Origin of the sequence: Nocardia terrae (genome assembly GCF_009760405.1) — a bacterium.
Taxonomy (GTDB): Bacteria; Actinomycetota; Actinomycetes; order Mycobacteriales; family Mycobacteriaceae; genus Nocardia; species Nocardia terrae.
Genome location: NZ_WRPP01000003.1, coordinates 60,987 through 75,695 on the forward strand (window position 1 = coordinate 60,987; position 14,709 = coordinate 75,695).

The 14,709-nt window shown below is 69.3% G+C and carries 14 protein-coding genes; 7 read left to right on the forward strand and 7 right to left on the reverse strand.

Annotation, left to right across the window (positions count from 1 at the left end):
* Positions 1–16: 16 nt before the first annotated feature.
* Positions 17–2,845: a DEAD/DEAH box helicase gene (locus GPX89_RS15705; protein WP_157388339.1), complete on the reverse strand. Its 2,829-nt coding sequence runs from the start codon at positions 2,843–2,845 to the stop codon at positions 17–19.
* A gap of 243 nt (positions 2,846–3,088) precedes the next feature.
* On the opposite strand from GPX89_RS15705, the gene GPX89_RS15710 reads away from it, so the two are divergent.
* The gene (locus tag GPX89_RS15710; protein ID WP_157388340.1) at positions 3,089–3,451 is read left to right on the forward strand and encodes a hypothetical protein; all 363 of its coding nucleotides are present in this window, start codon (positions 3,089–3,091) and stop codon (positions 3,449–3,451) included.
* A gap of 154 nt (positions 3,452–3,605) precedes the next feature.
* On the forward strand, positions 3,606–4,247 hold the full coding sequence (locus tag GPX89_RS15715) for an HNH endonuclease family protein (protein ID WP_157389073.1): 642 nt from the start codon (positions 3,606–3,608) through the stop codon (positions 4,245–4,247).
* On the opposite strand, the gene GPX89_RS15720 is transcribed toward GPX89_RS15715, so the two are convergent.
* Positions 4,188–4,730: a TetR/AcrR family transcriptional regulator gene (locus tag GPX89_RS15720; protein ID WP_235947440.1), complete on the reverse strand. Its 543-nt coding sequence runs from the start codon at positions 4,728–4,730 to the stop codon at positions 4,188–4,190. The genes GPX89_RS15715 and GPX89_RS15720 overlap by 60 nt on opposite strands.
* Before the next feature lie 138 nt (positions 4,731–4,868).
* On the opposite strand from GPX89_RS15720, the gene GPX89_RS15725 reads away from it, so the two are divergent.
* On the forward strand, positions 4,869–5,573 hold the full coding sequence (locus GPX89_RS15725) for a methyltransferase domain-containing protein (RefSeq protein WP_157388342.1): 705 nt from the start codon (positions 4,869–4,871) through the stop codon (positions 5,571–5,573).
* Here GPX89_RS15725 and GPX89_RS15730 read toward each other — a convergent pair whose 3' ends face one another.
* The 3 genes from GPX89_RS15730 to GPX89_RS15740 form a co-directional block, all read right to left on the reverse strand.
* A complete protein-coding gene (locus GPX89_RS15730; protein WP_157388343.1) occupies positions 5,574–6,407 on the reverse strand; it encodes a sulfurtransferase in 834 nt (277 codons plus the stop codon).
* Between the two features lie 229 nt (positions 6,408–6,636).
* Positions 6,637–7,845 carry a benzoate/H(+) symporter BenE family transporter gene (locus GPX89_RS15735; RefSeq protein WP_157388344.1) on the reverse strand — a complete coding sequence of 403 codons (1,209 nt, stop codon included), beginning with the start codon at positions 7,843–7,845 and terminating at the stop codon, positions 6,637–6,639.
* 78 nt (positions 7,846–7,923) lie between these two features.
* Positions 7,924–8,457 carry an Lrp/AsnC family transcriptional regulator gene (locus tag GPX89_RS15740; protein WP_157388345.1) on the reverse strand — a complete coding sequence of 178 codons (534 nt, stop codon included), beginning with the start codon at positions 8,455–8,457 and terminating at the stop codon, positions 7,924–7,926.
* A 167-nt stretch (positions 8,458–8,624) separates the two neighbouring features.
* On the opposite strand from GPX89_RS15740, the gene pdhA reads away from it, so the two are divergent.
* From pdhA to GPX89_RS15755, 3 genes are read left to right on the forward strand one after another with little or no spacing between them, the layout of a single operon-like run.
* Complete coding sequence (gene pdhA, locus GPX89_RS15745; protein WP_157388346.1) at positions 8,625–9,704, forward strand: pyruvate dehydrogenase (acetyl-transferring) E1 component subunit alpha; 1,080 nt, start codon at positions 8,625–8,627, stop codon at positions 9,702–9,704.
* Positions 9,701–10,684 carry an alpha-ketoacid dehydrogenase subunit beta gene (locus GPX89_RS15750; RefSeq protein ID WP_157388347.1) on the forward strand — a complete coding sequence of 328 codons (984 nt, stop codon included), beginning with the start codon at positions 9,701–9,703 and terminating at the stop codon, positions 10,682–10,684. Before pdhA ends, GPX89_RS15750 begins: the two co-directional genes overlap by 4 nt.
* Before the next feature lie 23 nt (positions 10,685–10,707).
* Positions 10,708–12,084, forward strand: coding sequence for a dihydrolipoamide acetyltransferase family protein (locus GPX89_RS15755; protein ID WP_328601879.1), 1,377 nt, complete (start codon positions 10,708–10,710; stop codon positions 12,082–12,084).
* A 13-nt stretch (positions 12,085–12,097) separates the two neighbouring features.
* On the opposite strand, the gene GPX89_RS15760 is transcribed toward GPX89_RS15755, so the two are convergent.
* Together GPX89_RS15760 and GPX89_RS15765 are read right to left on the reverse strand one after the other, a co-directional pair.
* A complete protein-coding gene (locus GPX89_RS15760; RefSeq protein ID WP_157388349.1) occupies positions 12,098–12,538 on the reverse strand; it encodes an acyl-CoA thioesterase in 441 nt (146 codons plus the stop codon).
* 188 nt (positions 12,539–12,726) lie between these two features.
* On the reverse strand, positions 12,727–13,683 hold the full coding sequence (locus GPX89_RS15765; protein ID WP_157388350.1) for an AraC family transcriptional regulator: 957 nt from the start codon (positions 13,681–13,683) through the stop codon (positions 12,727–12,729).
* Positions 13,684–13,757: 74 nt separating this feature from the next.
* Between GPX89_RS15765 and GPX89_RS15770 the strand changes: the two genes are divergently transcribed.
* Positions 13,758–14,615: an NAD(P)H-binding protein gene (locus tag GPX89_RS15770; protein ID WP_157388351.1), complete on the forward strand. Its 858-nt coding sequence runs from the start codon at positions 13,758–13,760 to the stop codon at positions 14,613–14,615.
* The last annotated feature ends 94 nt before the right edge of the window (positions 14,616–14,709 follow it).

Consider the following 14,709-nt stretch of genomic DNA (forward strand, 5'->3'; position numbering starts at 1 on the left):
CGCCTGGTAACCATGGCTATTCACCGACGGCCTCCGCCCCGAGCGCGAAGAGTTCGCGCAGTTCCTCGTCGCCGAGTTCGGTGATCCAGTTCTCGCCGGTGCCGACGGTCAGATCGGCGAGCTTGCTCTTGCCCTTCAGCATGTCGTCCACGCGCTCCTCGATGGTGTCGACGCAGACCAGCTTGCGGACCTGGACATCGCGGCGCTGGCCGATGCGGAAGGCGCGGTCGGTGGCCTGGTTCTCCACCGCCGGATTCCACCAGCGATCCAGGTGCACAACGTGATTGGCGGCGGTCAGATTCAAGCCGGTGCCACCGGCCTTGAGGGACAGCAGCATCAGCGGCGGCCCGTCCTCCTCCTGGAAGCGGATGACCATGTCGTCGCGGCGCTGCTTGGTGACCCCGCCGTGCAGGAACGGCACCTCGCTGCCGAACCGTTCGGACAGGTAGGGGGCCACCAGGTTCCCGAACTCGGCGAACTGGGTGAAGAGCAGGGCCCGCTCGCCGTCGGCGATGACCGACTCCAGGATGTCCTCCACCAGGCCCAGCTTCCCGGAGCGATGGTGGCCGCGGCGCAGCACCGCCGAGCCGTCGTTGAGGAAGTGCGCGGGGTGATTGCACACCTGCTTGAGCCGGGTCAGCGCGGCCAGCACCGCACCCTTGCGCTCCATCCCCTTGGCGGCCTTCAGCTTGGCCGACATGTCGTCCAGCACGGCCTGATACAGCGCCGCCTGCTCCACGGTGAGGTTGGCGCGCACCGTCATCTCGATCTTCTCGGGCAGATCGGAGATGACCGCGGGATCGGTCTTCACGCGGCGCAGCACGAACGGCGAGGTGATGGCCCGCAGCCGGGTCACCGCGTTCTCGTCGTGCTCACGCTCGATCGGCACCGCGAACCGAGAATGGAACTCCGAAGCCTTCCCCAGCAGCTTGGGGTTGGCGAAATCCAGGATCGAGCGCAGTTCTTCCAGTCGGTTCTCCACCGGAGTTCCGGTGAGCGCCAATCGATGTCGCGCGGGCACCAGCCGCGCCGCGCGCGCCTGCCGGGTGCCCGCGTTCTTGATGTGCTGCGCCTCGTCCAGCGCCACCCGCTGCCACTCCTGACGCTTCAGCTCCTCGACATCGCGGGCCAGCAGGGCGTAGGTGGTGATCACCAGATCCGAATTCGCCACCGCCGCATCGAATTCCGCGCCGGATCGCCGTCCTGCCCCATGATGCACCAGCACTCGCAGATCCGGCGCGAACCGCTCGGCTTCCCGCTGCCAGTTGCCCACCACCGACATCGGGCACACCAGCAGGGTCGGTGCGATCAGTTCGGATTCCCCCGCCGCGGCGGCCTTCTCACGCTCGTGCACCAGCAACGCCAGCACCTGAACCGTCTTGCCCAGCCCCATGTCGTCGGCCAGGATCGCGCCGCACCCCAACCGGCTCATGGTGGCCAGCCAGGTCAGCCCGCGCTGCTGATACGGCCGCAATTGCGCCTTCAGCCCGACCGGATCCGGCACCGGTTCGACGGCACGCTCACCGTCGAAAAGCTCTGCGGCCCACCCGGTCGCGCTGACCTCCTCCAGCGGCACCCCGATCACCGGATGCGCCGACAGCTCGGCGAACAGGCCGCCGATCGTGGTCTCGGTCTCGTCGGTGCGGCCCGAGACGTAGTCGGCCGCGGCGGCCAGCATGCGGTGATCGGCCTGCACCCACTCCCCGCGCAGTCGCACCAGATCCGATTTCGAGTCCACCAGCCGCGACATCTCCGCGGGCGTGAGCACGGTGTCGCCCAGCGCCAGCTCCCATCGGAAGGACACCAATCCCTTGAGCCCTACCGCGGTTTCGGTCGCGGCCGGGCTCTGCACCTGCAGCTTCATGGCCGGCGCGGCGATCCGCCAGGCCCGCGGCAGCATGAGCTTCACGCCGACCGACCGCAGCGCGTTGGCCCCGTGCGCGACCAGATCCATCACCACCTCGGTGGGCAGGAACAGATCCATGCTGCGGGTGTCGCCCGGCAGATCCCGCAGTCGCGGATACGCCTGCTTGGCCGCCGCCAGCTTCTCCCCCGCGATCCGCATGAGCTGCGGATCTCCCGGTAACAGAACCGGTTGCGGCGCTTCGCCTTCGGTGCGCAGGCAGACCTCGAGCCGCCACAGTTCGCCCGGCTCCTCCCCGTCGGGTTCCAGCAGCCGCAGCACCAGTTCGGGCTCGTCCGCGGTCAGGCTGGTCCGCCAGTCCTCGAGCACCGCCGCCACCCGATGCGACCCGACCTCCAGCGCGGTCGCGTCGAGCAGCGCGGTCAGCAGCGGATGCGATCCGGTTTCGTCCTCGGCCCGGGCGGGTACGCGCATGCGCGCGATCGGATCGGTGATCTCCGAGATCAGGTTCTCCAGCAGTTCTCCCGGCCGCCCGGACACCTGCAGCGCCGCGGGCATGGCCACCGCCAATTCCGCCAGCCAGGCCCGCTGTCGCTGCCCGCCGAGCAGCCGCCACCGCGTCCACCACTGCCCGTCGTCGCGCCACACCTCCGGCACGATCCGCCCGGCCCGCACCCAGCGGTCCACCCCGCGCGCCACGTGCCCCAGGAACCGCAGATCCCCCGCGACCCCCGGCTTCGGCAGCTCCTGGAGCAACACCCGCGCGGCCGTCTCCGGAGCCAGCGCATGCGCCCGGACCTGCGTCTTCTCCGGACCGTAGGCCCCCGGCAGCAGCACCTGAGCCTTGTGCCGCCACTTCGCGCCCTGCACGATCGGCCCCAGCGGTTCGGGCACGCTCGAGGCGGCGATGGCCGCGACGGCATCGTCCGGATCGTGCCAGAGCACCAACCCGGACCCCGGCGACCACAGTCCGTGCAGCATCCGACCATCCAACCAGCCCGGTCCGACAACCCCGCACTACCCGAGAGTCAGGTACCCCTTTATTTCTGTCCGGATACGGAACATACTGGATAAATCCGCAGGTCACCGCACAGGTCGGTATCGGCTGTGTCCAGTGCACAACGTAGTCGTGCCCGGGCAGCAGCATGCGGGGCGCACCCGACAATCCATCCGCGACTCAATCCGGGGCCGTGGACCTTTCGAGACCGTAGGGAGGCCGTGAAGATGACGATTCTGCTCCAAGTGCTCGAGCAGAGCTTCACGCCCACAACTCCGTGGGAACGACGGAAATTCACCTTCGTGGACACGTCCAAGATCGTGGGGATGCGCCTGGACGGGCAATCCGGGGTGTGGCTGGATCTTTCCCGGCCGGGCGAGTCGCAGCGGCTCGCGCGCACCGCGGATCCACGCGACTCCATCACTTTCCTGCTCACTGTTTTCGCCAAGATCTCCGAATGTGAAGAGCGCGGCGGCTCATGGCTCATCGGGCACGACGGCGCGCACGTGGATTCCATTGCTTCCATGCGCTTTCCGCCTCAATTGTCGGAGACGGCGGCCGACGACATCCTCGCCCACGCCTGGCTGTAGCCAGGCGCCCGTCGCGAACTTCGCACCCTGGTCCGAGGGTGCGAAGTTCGCGTGACGGCCCATTCCGAGCGGATCGCGCGGTACACGTAATACCGTGCGCTTCAAGGGCGGAACCTTCCTGCTGCTCGGCATTGTCGTCCTCCTGCTCGCGGCCATGGGGTGCGAGTCCATCGGGCAGGTGACACCGGCGCCGGGCAGTCCTACCCGCGTTCAGCTCGAACGGTTGCTGGCCGGGGTGCGGGTGGTGGCCGAACGCCCCAGACCGGGTGGCTACGAGCGCGGTTGCGGGGGTGGTCAGGGCTGCGTTTTCGGGCCCGCCTGGACCGATGATCACGACGGGCCGGGCGGGCACGACGGGTGCGACAGCCGCAATACCGTGCTGGCCAGGCAACTCACCCGGGCGGTGTTCCGGCCCGGGGACACGTGCGTGGTCGTGTCGGGAGCGCTGAACGACCCGTACACCGGGCAGCGCATCACCTTCGCGCGGGCCGATGCCAAGGCCGTGCAGATCGATCACGTGTATCCGCTGGCCGCCGCCTGGGACATGGGCGCGGCCGGGTGGCCGATGCCGCAGCGGGTGCGGTTCGCCAACGATGTCGACTACAACCTGCTGGCGGTCGACGGAAAGACCAACGAGGACAAGGGCGATCGCACGCCCGGCGACTGGTTGCCGCCCGCGCGGGCGAGCCGCTGCTTCTACGCGGGCAAGTATCTGATGGCCGCGAACCGGTACGCGCTACCGGTCACCAGCGCCGACCGGGACGCCCTCCGGCGAGTTGCCCGAGGCTGCCCATAGCCGTGCGAAGTGGCGGTACGCCTGCTCCGCGGTGACATCCTGGCGCGGATCCATGACCGATTCGAGCAATCCGTACAGCCCCCAGGACAGAAAAGTGATGGCGGCGGCAGGGTCGGGGCCGAGACGATCGCCGAGGTGTTCGGCAAGCAGTTCGGCGTACATCTGCCGAATCGAGCGCAGCACAATGGTGTTCGCCCGCGGGCCGACCAGCGGCCGATAGACGTCCGGGTGCGCGTCGAGCAGCCGGATGAGGATCTCGATCGGCGCGAGCGCCGGCGGGTCGCCGTCGTAGCGGGCCAGCTGCGCCGCGATCTCGCCGCGCACATGCTCGATACAGCTGACCAGCAGCAGATCGTCCTTGTCACGGTAGTGCGCGTAGAAGGTGGAGCGGCCGATATCGGCGCGATCGATGATGTCCCGCACCGTGATCCGCTCGTACGGCTGCTGCTGCATGAGCTCGATGAGCGAGCGGTGCAGCGCCATCCGGGTTCGTCGCACGCGGCGGTCGAGGACGGCCCCCGGGCCCGTTTCCGGACGGAATTCCGGCGGGTGTCCGGAAACGTACACATCTCCGGAATTTGCCGGTGGCCTGGAGTTTCTCATCCTTGAATGATTGGTCACATGACCCAGAACGAGCAAGTGTCCGATATCGAATCCCGATCCGTCGGGGCTCTGATCAACTGGCCGCGCCGCTACAAACTGCTCACCGATGTCTATCTGATGGGCCGGGCGGGCAGTCTGACCCGCCACTTCGCCACCACCAGTGGAATCCGTCCGGGCGACCACGCCCTCGATGTCGGGTGCGGGCCGGGCCGACTCGCCAATGAGCTGGCCCGCCAGGCCGGACCGCAGGGGCGCGCGATCGGTGTCGACCCATCCCGGCAGATGATCGCGTACGCCACCGAGCACGCCGTGGCGAACTGCGCGTTCGAAGTGGGCGCGGCCCAGTCGCTGCCCTACCCTAACGCCTCCTTCGACGTGGTCACTTCGACCTTCGCCATGCACCACATCGCCGAACCCGAGCGAAAGACCGCACTGGCGGCCATCTTCCGCGTCCTGCGCCCGGGCGGCCGGCTACTGCTCGCCGACACCCATCCGTCCGGAGGTCTGCGCGGGCTGGCCGTTCGCGCCATGGCCGCGGTGGCCGCACATCGCGAGGGCGGCCACGGGCACGGCGGCGCGGGGCACAGCCATGAGCAGGACGGACTCTCGGCGGTGGACATCCGCCGTTATCGCGAGGCCCTCGCGGAAATCGGTTTCACCGCAATCGAATTCCGCACGGGCCCCTTCGCGACCGGCATTCTCACCGCCGTCAAGCCCGACTGATCAGGCCGGTTCGGCCCCGGTGGCGGCGGGGCGCTTGGGGTCGTTGGACCACTGCGACCACGAGCCGGGGTAGAGCGCGGCGTCGATGCCCGCCACCGCGAGCGCCGCCACCTGATGGGCCGCCGTCACACCGGAACCGCAGTACACCGCGACCGAACCGGAGCCCAAACCCTCGAAGCGGGAACGCAATTCGTCGAGCGACTTGAAAACACCAGTGGTGGTGAGGTTTTCGGCCGTCGGCGCGCTCACCGCGCCCGGGATGTGGCCCGCGCGCGGGTCGATGGGCTCGGTCTCGCCGCGGTAGCGCTCGCCCGCCCGGGCGTCCAGCAGCAGGCCCTGCCAGCCGGCCGCGCCGTCGGCGTCGATGGTCGGCATATTGCCCGGGGTGAGGACGACGGTGCCAGGCTCCGGGTCCGGCTCCTCACCGGAAACCACCTTGCCCCCGGCCTTTTCCCACGCGGGCAGCCCGCCGTCGAGAATCCGGACGTCGGCGACGCCGCCCCAGCGCAGCAGCCACCAGGCTCGCGCGGCGGCCAGCCCACCGGTCGCGTCGTAGGCCACCACGGTGTCGCCATCGGAGACGCCCCAGCTGCGCGCGCACTTCTGCAGATGCGCCAACTCCGGCAGCGGATGCCGACCCCGGGCCGCGGAGGCGGGAGCGGCCAGCTCGGTCTCCATGTCGACGAACACCGCACCCGGAATGTGCCCGTCCAGATAGTGCTGCGGCCCATCGGGATCCCCGAGCGACCATCGCACATCCAGCAGCCGCACCCGGTTCCCGCCCGAATCCAGCAGGTTCTGAAGCTCCGCAACCGAAATCAGCACCGAACTCAAGCCAACTCCTCCTCGCCGAATCACCACGCCTCGAGACCGAACCCCTTCACCCTAGCCAGCCCCGCCACGCGCCCGCAGCCACCCGGCCGTCGCAGCGCCGCAAGCACCCGCCCGTAGCGAGGCCCCACCCTGCCCTCCGGCCGGAACCCGCTCCGGCTCACCGCATCCCGGCTGCGAACTCGCCGGGACGACCGGGTGGTTGCGCACGACGCTCCCGCCGCGGACGGTGCTACGCCGCGGCCGGAGGCAGGAACCAGCGGACGATGAGTCCCGCGGTCAGCGCCCAGAATGCCGCGCCGACGCCGAGCAGCGAGATGCCGGAGGCGGCGACCAGGAAGGTGAGCGCGGCGGCGGAGCGGTGGGTGGCCGGGGTCAGCGCGGCGGTGAGGGATCCGGCCAAGGTGGCGATGAGGGCAAGTCCGGCAACGGTTTCCAGCACACCCTTCGGGGCGGCGGCCACCAGCATCACCAGCGCGCCCGAGGCCAGGGCGAGAACCAGGTACGAGCAGCCCGCCGTGAAGGCCGCGATCCAACGCCGTTTCGGGTCGGGATGGGCGGACGGGGCCGCGGAGAGGGCGGCGCTGATGGCCGCCAGGTTGATGGCGTGACCGCCCGCGGGTGCGCCGAGCATGGTGCCGATGCCGGTCACGGTCATGGCGGCGCGCCAGGGCACCTGATAGTCGAAGGTCTTCATCACGGCCGTGCCCGGAATGTTCTGGGCGGCCATGGTGACGATGTAGAGCGGGATCGCGACACCGATCATGGCCTGCCAACTCCAGTGCGGCACAGTCCATTCCACGCGCGGCACCATGGCGGACACGTCGAGGCGGCGATGCGTCACGGCGATGTCGATGCCCGCGCCGACCGCCGCCACCGCGAAGGCGGCCAGCACCGACCAGCGCGGCGCGAAACGCTGCAGCACCAGCCAGGTGGCGATGACCGGCACCACCACGGCCGGGCTCACCGGCAGCGCCTTCACCGGCGCGATGCAGATCGGCAGCAGCACCCCCGCCAGCATGGCCTGGGCGATCTCCACCGGGATGGCCGCGATCAGCGCGCCGAGCCGCTGCCAGAATCCGGTCAGCACGATGAGCGCGCCCGCCACCGCGAACGCGCCGACGGCCGCTGCCCAGCCGCCGGAGACCGCCCCGGTACTGGCCAGCAAGGCCGCGCCGGGCGTGGACCAGGCCAGTGTGATGGGCATTCGATACCGTCGGCTCAGCACCATCATGCCGATCGCCTGGGTGACGCAGACCGCCAGCAATCCGGATGCGGCCTGCGCCGAACTGGCTCCCATGGCGGTCAGTCCGGTCAGCACCACCGCGAACGAACTGGTGAATCCGACCAGGGCGGTGACGATCCCGGCCCCGATGGGTTGACCGAGGCCGGTCGCGCGCGGGCTCTCGACCGCCGGGGTGCCGGTGACGCTGGTGCTCATCGAGTCATCGTCGCGGGCCAGTCGCCCCGTGGTCAGCGGCCAATCCCGCGAAACTGGACTGAAATTCGACGGCAGGCGTCAGATCCGGTCGGAATCCTGCACCGGCCGGGTCGCCACCCCGTTCACCGCGGCGAGCCGATCCAGCAGCGGCGTGATGCGCGGACCCACGAGCGACTGCATGACCAGCGCCATATTGGTGCGCTCCACACCCGGGATCTTCAGGATGCGGCCGGTCAGGCGATAGAGATCCTCCGCATCGGTGGCGACCACCCGCACGGTCAGATCGGTGGCCCCGGATATGCCGCAGACCTCGGTGACCTCCGGGATCTCGGCGAGCTCGGCCACCACCGGGTCGAGCCGATGTTGATCGACGACCACCGCCACCAAGGCTGCCAACGGGTAGCCGAGCGCGCGCGGATCGACGCGGCGCTCGAAGCTGGCCAGCACCCCGTTGGCCTCCCAGCGAGCCAGCCTGGCCTGCACGGTATTGCGCGACAGGCCCAGCCGCGCGGCCAGTTCGACACCGGTTGCTCGGGGATTGGCCACCAGCTCCAGCAACAGCCGGGCATCGGTGGCATCCAGCGGGGCAGAAATGGGCTCCCTGCTGCTCATGAGATCAGTATGTACCAAAAACGGGCCTCCCGACCGAGCATTCTGCACAGTTCGGCGCGCCTCACTTGCGCAGATAGCCAGCCGGAGGAAGCTGAGTGGTACAGGACACACATCGATTGCTCATAGGACACAATCCCCGAGCGATGACGGTGTAGGAGGCGATATCCATGCCCGAGAAGAACACCTATCCGGTGCAGCTCGTACAGCCCGACGGCCATCGCGTACACGACCGCGTCCACGCCCCCCTCGTCGCCGATGTCGACGGTGATCGCCTGCGCGCCATGTACTCCGACATGGTCGTGGCCCGGCGCATCGACACCGAGGCCACCGCCCTGCAACGCCAGGGCCAGCTCGGACTCTGGCCTCCCCTGCTCGGCCAGGAGGCCGCCCAGATCGGTTCGGCCCACGCCCTGCAACCCGACGACTACGTGTTCGCCAGTTACCGCGAGGCGGGGGTCGCCCTCTGCCGCGGCGTCGCACCCGAGGACATGACCCGGCTCTGGCGCGGCGTCGCCCACTCGTGCTGGGACGCCGATGCGGTCAAGATGACCAACCCCAATATCGTGGTCGGCTCGCAGGGCCTGCACGCCACCGGATACGCCTACGCGGCCCACCTCGAGGGCGCGGAGATCGCCACCATCGCGTACTTCGGCGACGGCGCGACCAGCCAGGGCGATATCGCCGAGGCGCTCGGATTCGCGGCGAGCTGGTCCGCGCCGGTCGTGTTCTTCTGCCAGAACAACCAGTGGGCCATCAGCGAACCCGTGCGAGTGCAGAGCGCCACCCCCATCGCCCGCCGTGCGCTCGGGTACGGCATTCCCGGCGTCCAGGTCGACGGCAACGACGCCCTCGCCGTGCTGGCCGTGACCCGGCAGGCGCTGCAGCACGCCCGATCCGGGGCCGGACCGAGTTTCATCGAGGCCATCACCTATCGGATGGGCCCGCACACCACTGCCGACGACCCCACCCGCTACCGCACCGACGCGGAACTCGAGCTCTGGCGGCACCGCGACCCGATAGACCGCCTGCGACGGCTGCTGGAACGGGAAGACCTGTGGGACAGCGCCTTCGAGAACGAGGTCGGCGAGCGCGCGGCGGATGTCGCGGCCCGGCTGCGCGCCGCCACCCTCACCATGCCCGATCCGGAGCCGATGGCGCTCTTCGAGCACGTGTACGCCACCCCGCATCGGCTGATCGCGGAGGAACGCCGCGACTACGCCGCCTACCTGGAGGGAGCCGGGCGATGAAGACCACCTTCGCGGGAGCGATCAACCACGGACTGCGCCGCGCCCTGGAGGACGATCCGAAGGTCGTGCTCATGGGCGAGGACATCGGCCGCCTCGGCGGAGTCTTCCGGGTCACCGACACGCTGCAGAAGGATTTCGGCAACAACCGCGTCATCGATACCCCGCTGGCCGAATCCGGAATCGTCGGAACGGCTTTCGGAATGGCATTGCGGGGACTGCGGCCGGTCTGTGAAATCCAGTTCGACGGGTTCGTCTATCCGGCTTTCGACCAGATTGTCTCGCAGGTCGCGAAAATCCACTTCCGCACGGGCGGAAAGGTGGTCGCGCCCATCACCATTCGCATTCCCTTCGGCGGCGGCATCGGTTCGGTGGAGCATCACTCGGAATCCCCGGAGGCGTATTTCGCGCACACCGCGGGTCTGCGGGTGGTGTCGCCGAGCAATCCGGCCGACGCCTATCTGATGATCCGGCAGGCCGTCGCGCTCGACGATCCGGTGATCTTCTTCGAGCCGAAACGGCGATACTGGGACAAGACCGAGGTCGATTTCGACCGGCTGGACCGGGACGGCGGCCTGCCCCTGGACCAGGCGAGGGTGTGCGCCAGCGGCGAGGACGCCACCATCGTCGCCTACGGCGGCACCGTGGCCACCGCGCTGACCGCCGCCGATATCGCGGCGTCGGAAGGACATTCGATCGAGGTGATCGATCTGCGCAGCCTCTCCCCCATCGACTTCGACACCATCGAGACCTCGGTGCGGAAGACCGGCCGGCTGATCGTGGTGCACGAGGCCCCCGTATTCGCCGGGCTGGGAGCGGAAATCGCGGCGCGCATCACCGAACGCTGCTTCTACCAATTGGAATCGCCGGTATTGCGCGTCGGTGGCTTCGACGTCCCCTATCCCCCGGCTAAACTCGAGCGGCATCACCTGCCCGACCCCGATCGCATTCTCGACGCGGTCGATCGCACTCTCGCAGCTTGAACCGTTACACGGAGGAAAGCCCGGTGGATGATCAACAGCAGGTCCAGGAATTCCGTTTGCCCGATCTCGGCGAGGGATTGGCGGATGCGGAATTGGTGTCGTGGGCGGTCGCGGTCGGCGACACGGTGGAATTGAATCAGGTCATCGCCGAGGTCGAAACCGCGAAGGCGCAGGTGGCCCTGCCGAGCCCGTACGCGGGCACGGTGCTGGAACTGCTGGCCGAGCCGGGCGACACCGTGCCGGTGGGCGCGCCGTTGATCCGGGTGGGCACGGCCGCCGCCGCGGACGCGCCCGCCGAACGGCAGTCGGTGCTGGTCGGCTACGGACCCGACAGCGAGCCGGTGTCGCGGCGGGCCGGCCGGGCGGCCGCGAAAACGGCTGACGCAGCGGCCAATTCCGGCCCGCGCGCCATGGGCTCGGACGGGCCGGAGGGGCTCGGGAGTTCCGCTCCGGCGGGCCGACCGGCCGCCACCCCGGCCGCACGGAAGCTGGCCCGGGAGATCGGGATCGACCTGGCCGCCGTCATCGGCACCGGGCCCCAGGGCGCGGTCACGGTGGAGGACCTGCACGGCATGCGGCCGGAATCCCTTGGCGCCGGGCATATTCCGATCCACACCCCGCCGCCCGCCACCCTGTCGGCGCTACCCGCGCCCGAGGTGCCGCCGATGCACGGGAGCGGGCAGCGTATCGCCCCCGCCGAACGCGAGACCCGCACGCCCATCACCGGAATCCGCAAGCGCACGGCCGCGGCCATGGTGGCCAGCGCCCAGCACATTCCGCAGGCGAGCACCTTCGTGACCACGGATTTCACCGCGTCCATGGAACTGCTCGAGCATCTGCGGGCCACACCCAGCTTCACCGGGCTGACCCTGACCCCGCTGGCGCTGGTCGCGCGGGCCGCGCTGGCCGCGCTCACCGACTTCCCGGGGATCAATTCCTGCTGGGACGAGGCGAATCAGGAGATCATCACCAAGCACTACGTGAATCTCGGCTTCGCGGTGGCGACCGAGCGCGGGCTGCTGGTGCCGAATCTGAAGGACGCACAGGGGTTCACGCTGCGCGATCTGTGCCTGGAGATCGCCGGGGTGGCGGGCAAGGCGCGCGCGGGCACCGCCACGCCGGCCGACCTCACCGGGGGTACCTTCACCATTACCAATGTCGGCGTGTTCGGCGTGGATACCGGTGTGCCGCTGGTGAATCCGGGCGAGGGTGCCATCCTGTGCCTGGGCTCGATCCGCAAGCGCCCGTGGGTGCACCGCGACGAACTGGCCGTGCGGTGGGTGACCACCCTGGGGCTGAGCTTCGATCACCGCATGATCGACGGTGAGCAGGGTTCGCGGTTCCTGGCGAGCGTGGCCGCGCTGCTGGAGGATCCGCTCACCCTGCTCGGCCGGGTCTAGCTCGCGGTTCGAATCAGCCCTCGGCAGCGGCCGCGGTGACGACCAGAGGTTCGGCGGCCGCGCGGATGACCTCCGGGATCGGCACCGGCTTGCGCGTCACCTCGTCCACATAGACGTGCACGAAAGTGCCGGTGGCGGCCAGCGAGAGGCTGTCGCCGTTGTCGCGGAAGATGGCCAGCTCGTAGCTGATGCTGGAGTTGCCCAGGCGAGCGATACGGATGCCGACCCGCAGCAGGTCCGGGAAGCTCAGCGAGTCCTGAAACTTGCAGGAGGTCTCCGCGACGATGCCGATCGCCGGTAGGTCCCGGATATCCGTGCCGGTCGCGTGAATCAGCCACGCGTTCACGGCCGTGTCGAAGTACGAGTAGTACGTCACGTTGTTCACGTGCCCGTAGTGGTCGTTGTCCGCCCAGCGCGTCGGCACGGGCCAGAGCACCGGGTATGCCTCCGTCATTTTGCCCTCCGCTTCGCTCCGGGGCGGGTTCGCGGCCCCGAAGTCTCGATTCTTCCCTCCCGCCGCTCCCCCGCTCCAAGGCGGAGGGCTATCGAGCCGCAGTCCAGAATCGAGACGGCCGCGAACCTTCGAGTGGCGGGACACCGAGGTTGAACCTTAGCTGCTCCACACCGAGGGCTCAGCGGTACTCAGGCGGAGCGTTCGTCAGGGGTGGCGCGGTGGTCCCGGGGGCTGAGGCCGTAGTGGCGTTTGAAGGCGGTGGACAGGGCGAAGGCGCTGCCGTAGCCGACCCGGCGGGCAATGGATTCCAGGGTGGCGTCGGATTCGTGCAGCAGATCGGCGGCCAGGGCCAGCCGCCAATCGGTGAGGAAGGCCATGGGCGGTTCGCCGACCAGTTCGGTGAAGCGGCGGGCCAGGGCGGCACGGGAGACGCCGACCTCGGCGGCCAGCGAGGCGACCGTCCACGGGTGGGCGGGATTGTGCTGCATGAGACGCAGGGCCTTGCCGACCAGCGGATCGCCGTAGGCGTGATACCAGGCGGGGGCGTCGGCGCGGGAGAACCAGGCGCGCAGGGCGGCGATGAGCAGCAGGTCCAATAGTCGGTCCAGCATGGCGCCCTGGGCGGGCAGGTCCTTGGCGGACTCGTCGACCAGCAGATCCAGTACGCGGGAATCGATTTCGCCGCGGCTGAGCACCGCGACCGGCGGCAGGGCGCGCAGCAGGCGGCGGCTGGCGGCGGATTCGTGTTCATAGGTGCCGGTGACCATCACGGTCTGGGCGTCGGCGCTGGTGCCCCAGCTGCGCACGCCCAGACTCAGTGTCTCGCACAGCACTTCGCCGTCCATGGTGGTGGTGACATTGCCGGGTTCGATCAGCACCTGCGGCTCGGTGCCCGGATCGTCGGCGACGGTGTAGTGATCGGGTCCCCGGAAGATCGCGATATCGCCGGTGCGCAGCTGCCGCGGTGGCACCGGCTTGCCGCCCTTGGGGTCCGGCATCACCCACCCGCCGCCGCGCACCATCGCCACCAGGGTCAGCGGCGCTTCGTCGCGAATGTGCAGGGACCAGGGCGGGTCGAACGACGAGCGCATGACGAACGCCGCTCGCGCGCGTGGTCCTTCGAGCAGGCTGGCCAACGCATCCATGACAAAGACGATGGCAAATGCGTACGCGCTTCTCAACCATGTTCGCGCTCGCGACATCCCGGTGTACTCGATACATGATCATCGAACACACTCCCAACAGCGAAAACACCGTTCTCGTGCTCGGCGCGACCGGGAAGACCGGACGCCGGGTGGCCGCCCTGCTGAGCGCGCGCGGGGTGCCGGTGCGGTCCGGTTCGCGCTCGGCCGCAATCCCGTTCGACTGGACCGACCGGGGCACCTGGGCCGCCGCGCTGGCCGGCGCGGACGCCGTGTACGTGGCCTATCAGCCCGATCTGGCGGTGCCCGGCGCGCCCGCCGATATCAAGGCGCTGTGCGTCGCGGCCGCGGCCGCGGGCGTGCGCAAGCTCGTACTGCTGTCCGGGCGCGGCGAGCCCGAGGCGCTGGAATGTGAAGCGATCGTGCGGGATTCGGGGCTGAGCTGGACCGTCGTGCGGTGCGCGTGGTTCGACCAGAACTTCAGCGAGGGCGCTTTCACCGATTTCATCCTGGCCGGTGAGGTGGCCCTGCCCGCCGGGGAGGTGCCGGAGCCGTTCGTGCACGCGGACGATATCGCCGAGGTGGCGGTGGCGGCACTGCTCGACGATCGGCATGCCGGGGAAATCTACGAACTGACCGGTCCGCGCTCGCTCACCTTCGCCGAGGCGGTGGCCGAGATCGCGGCGGCGTCCGGGCGGGAGATCGCCTTCATCCCGCTCACCCGAACCGATTTCGTGGCCGCGCTGACCTCCTACGGGGTGCCCGCCGACGAGATCAGCCTGCTCGACTACCTGTTCGGGACCGTGCTCGACGGGCGCAACTCGGACCTCGCCGACGGGGTGCGCCGGGCCCTCGGACGCGAGCCCCGCGACTTCGCGGAGTACGCGCGCGACATGGCGGATTCCGGTGTGTGGTCGGTCACGGCGGACGCGTAACCTGTCGGTGCCCGCGCCTAAAATGGGTATCAATCAGGTTGTACCGCAAAAGATTCGGATCCACGGCCCGGAACGTCAGCGCAGCCGCGAAGGG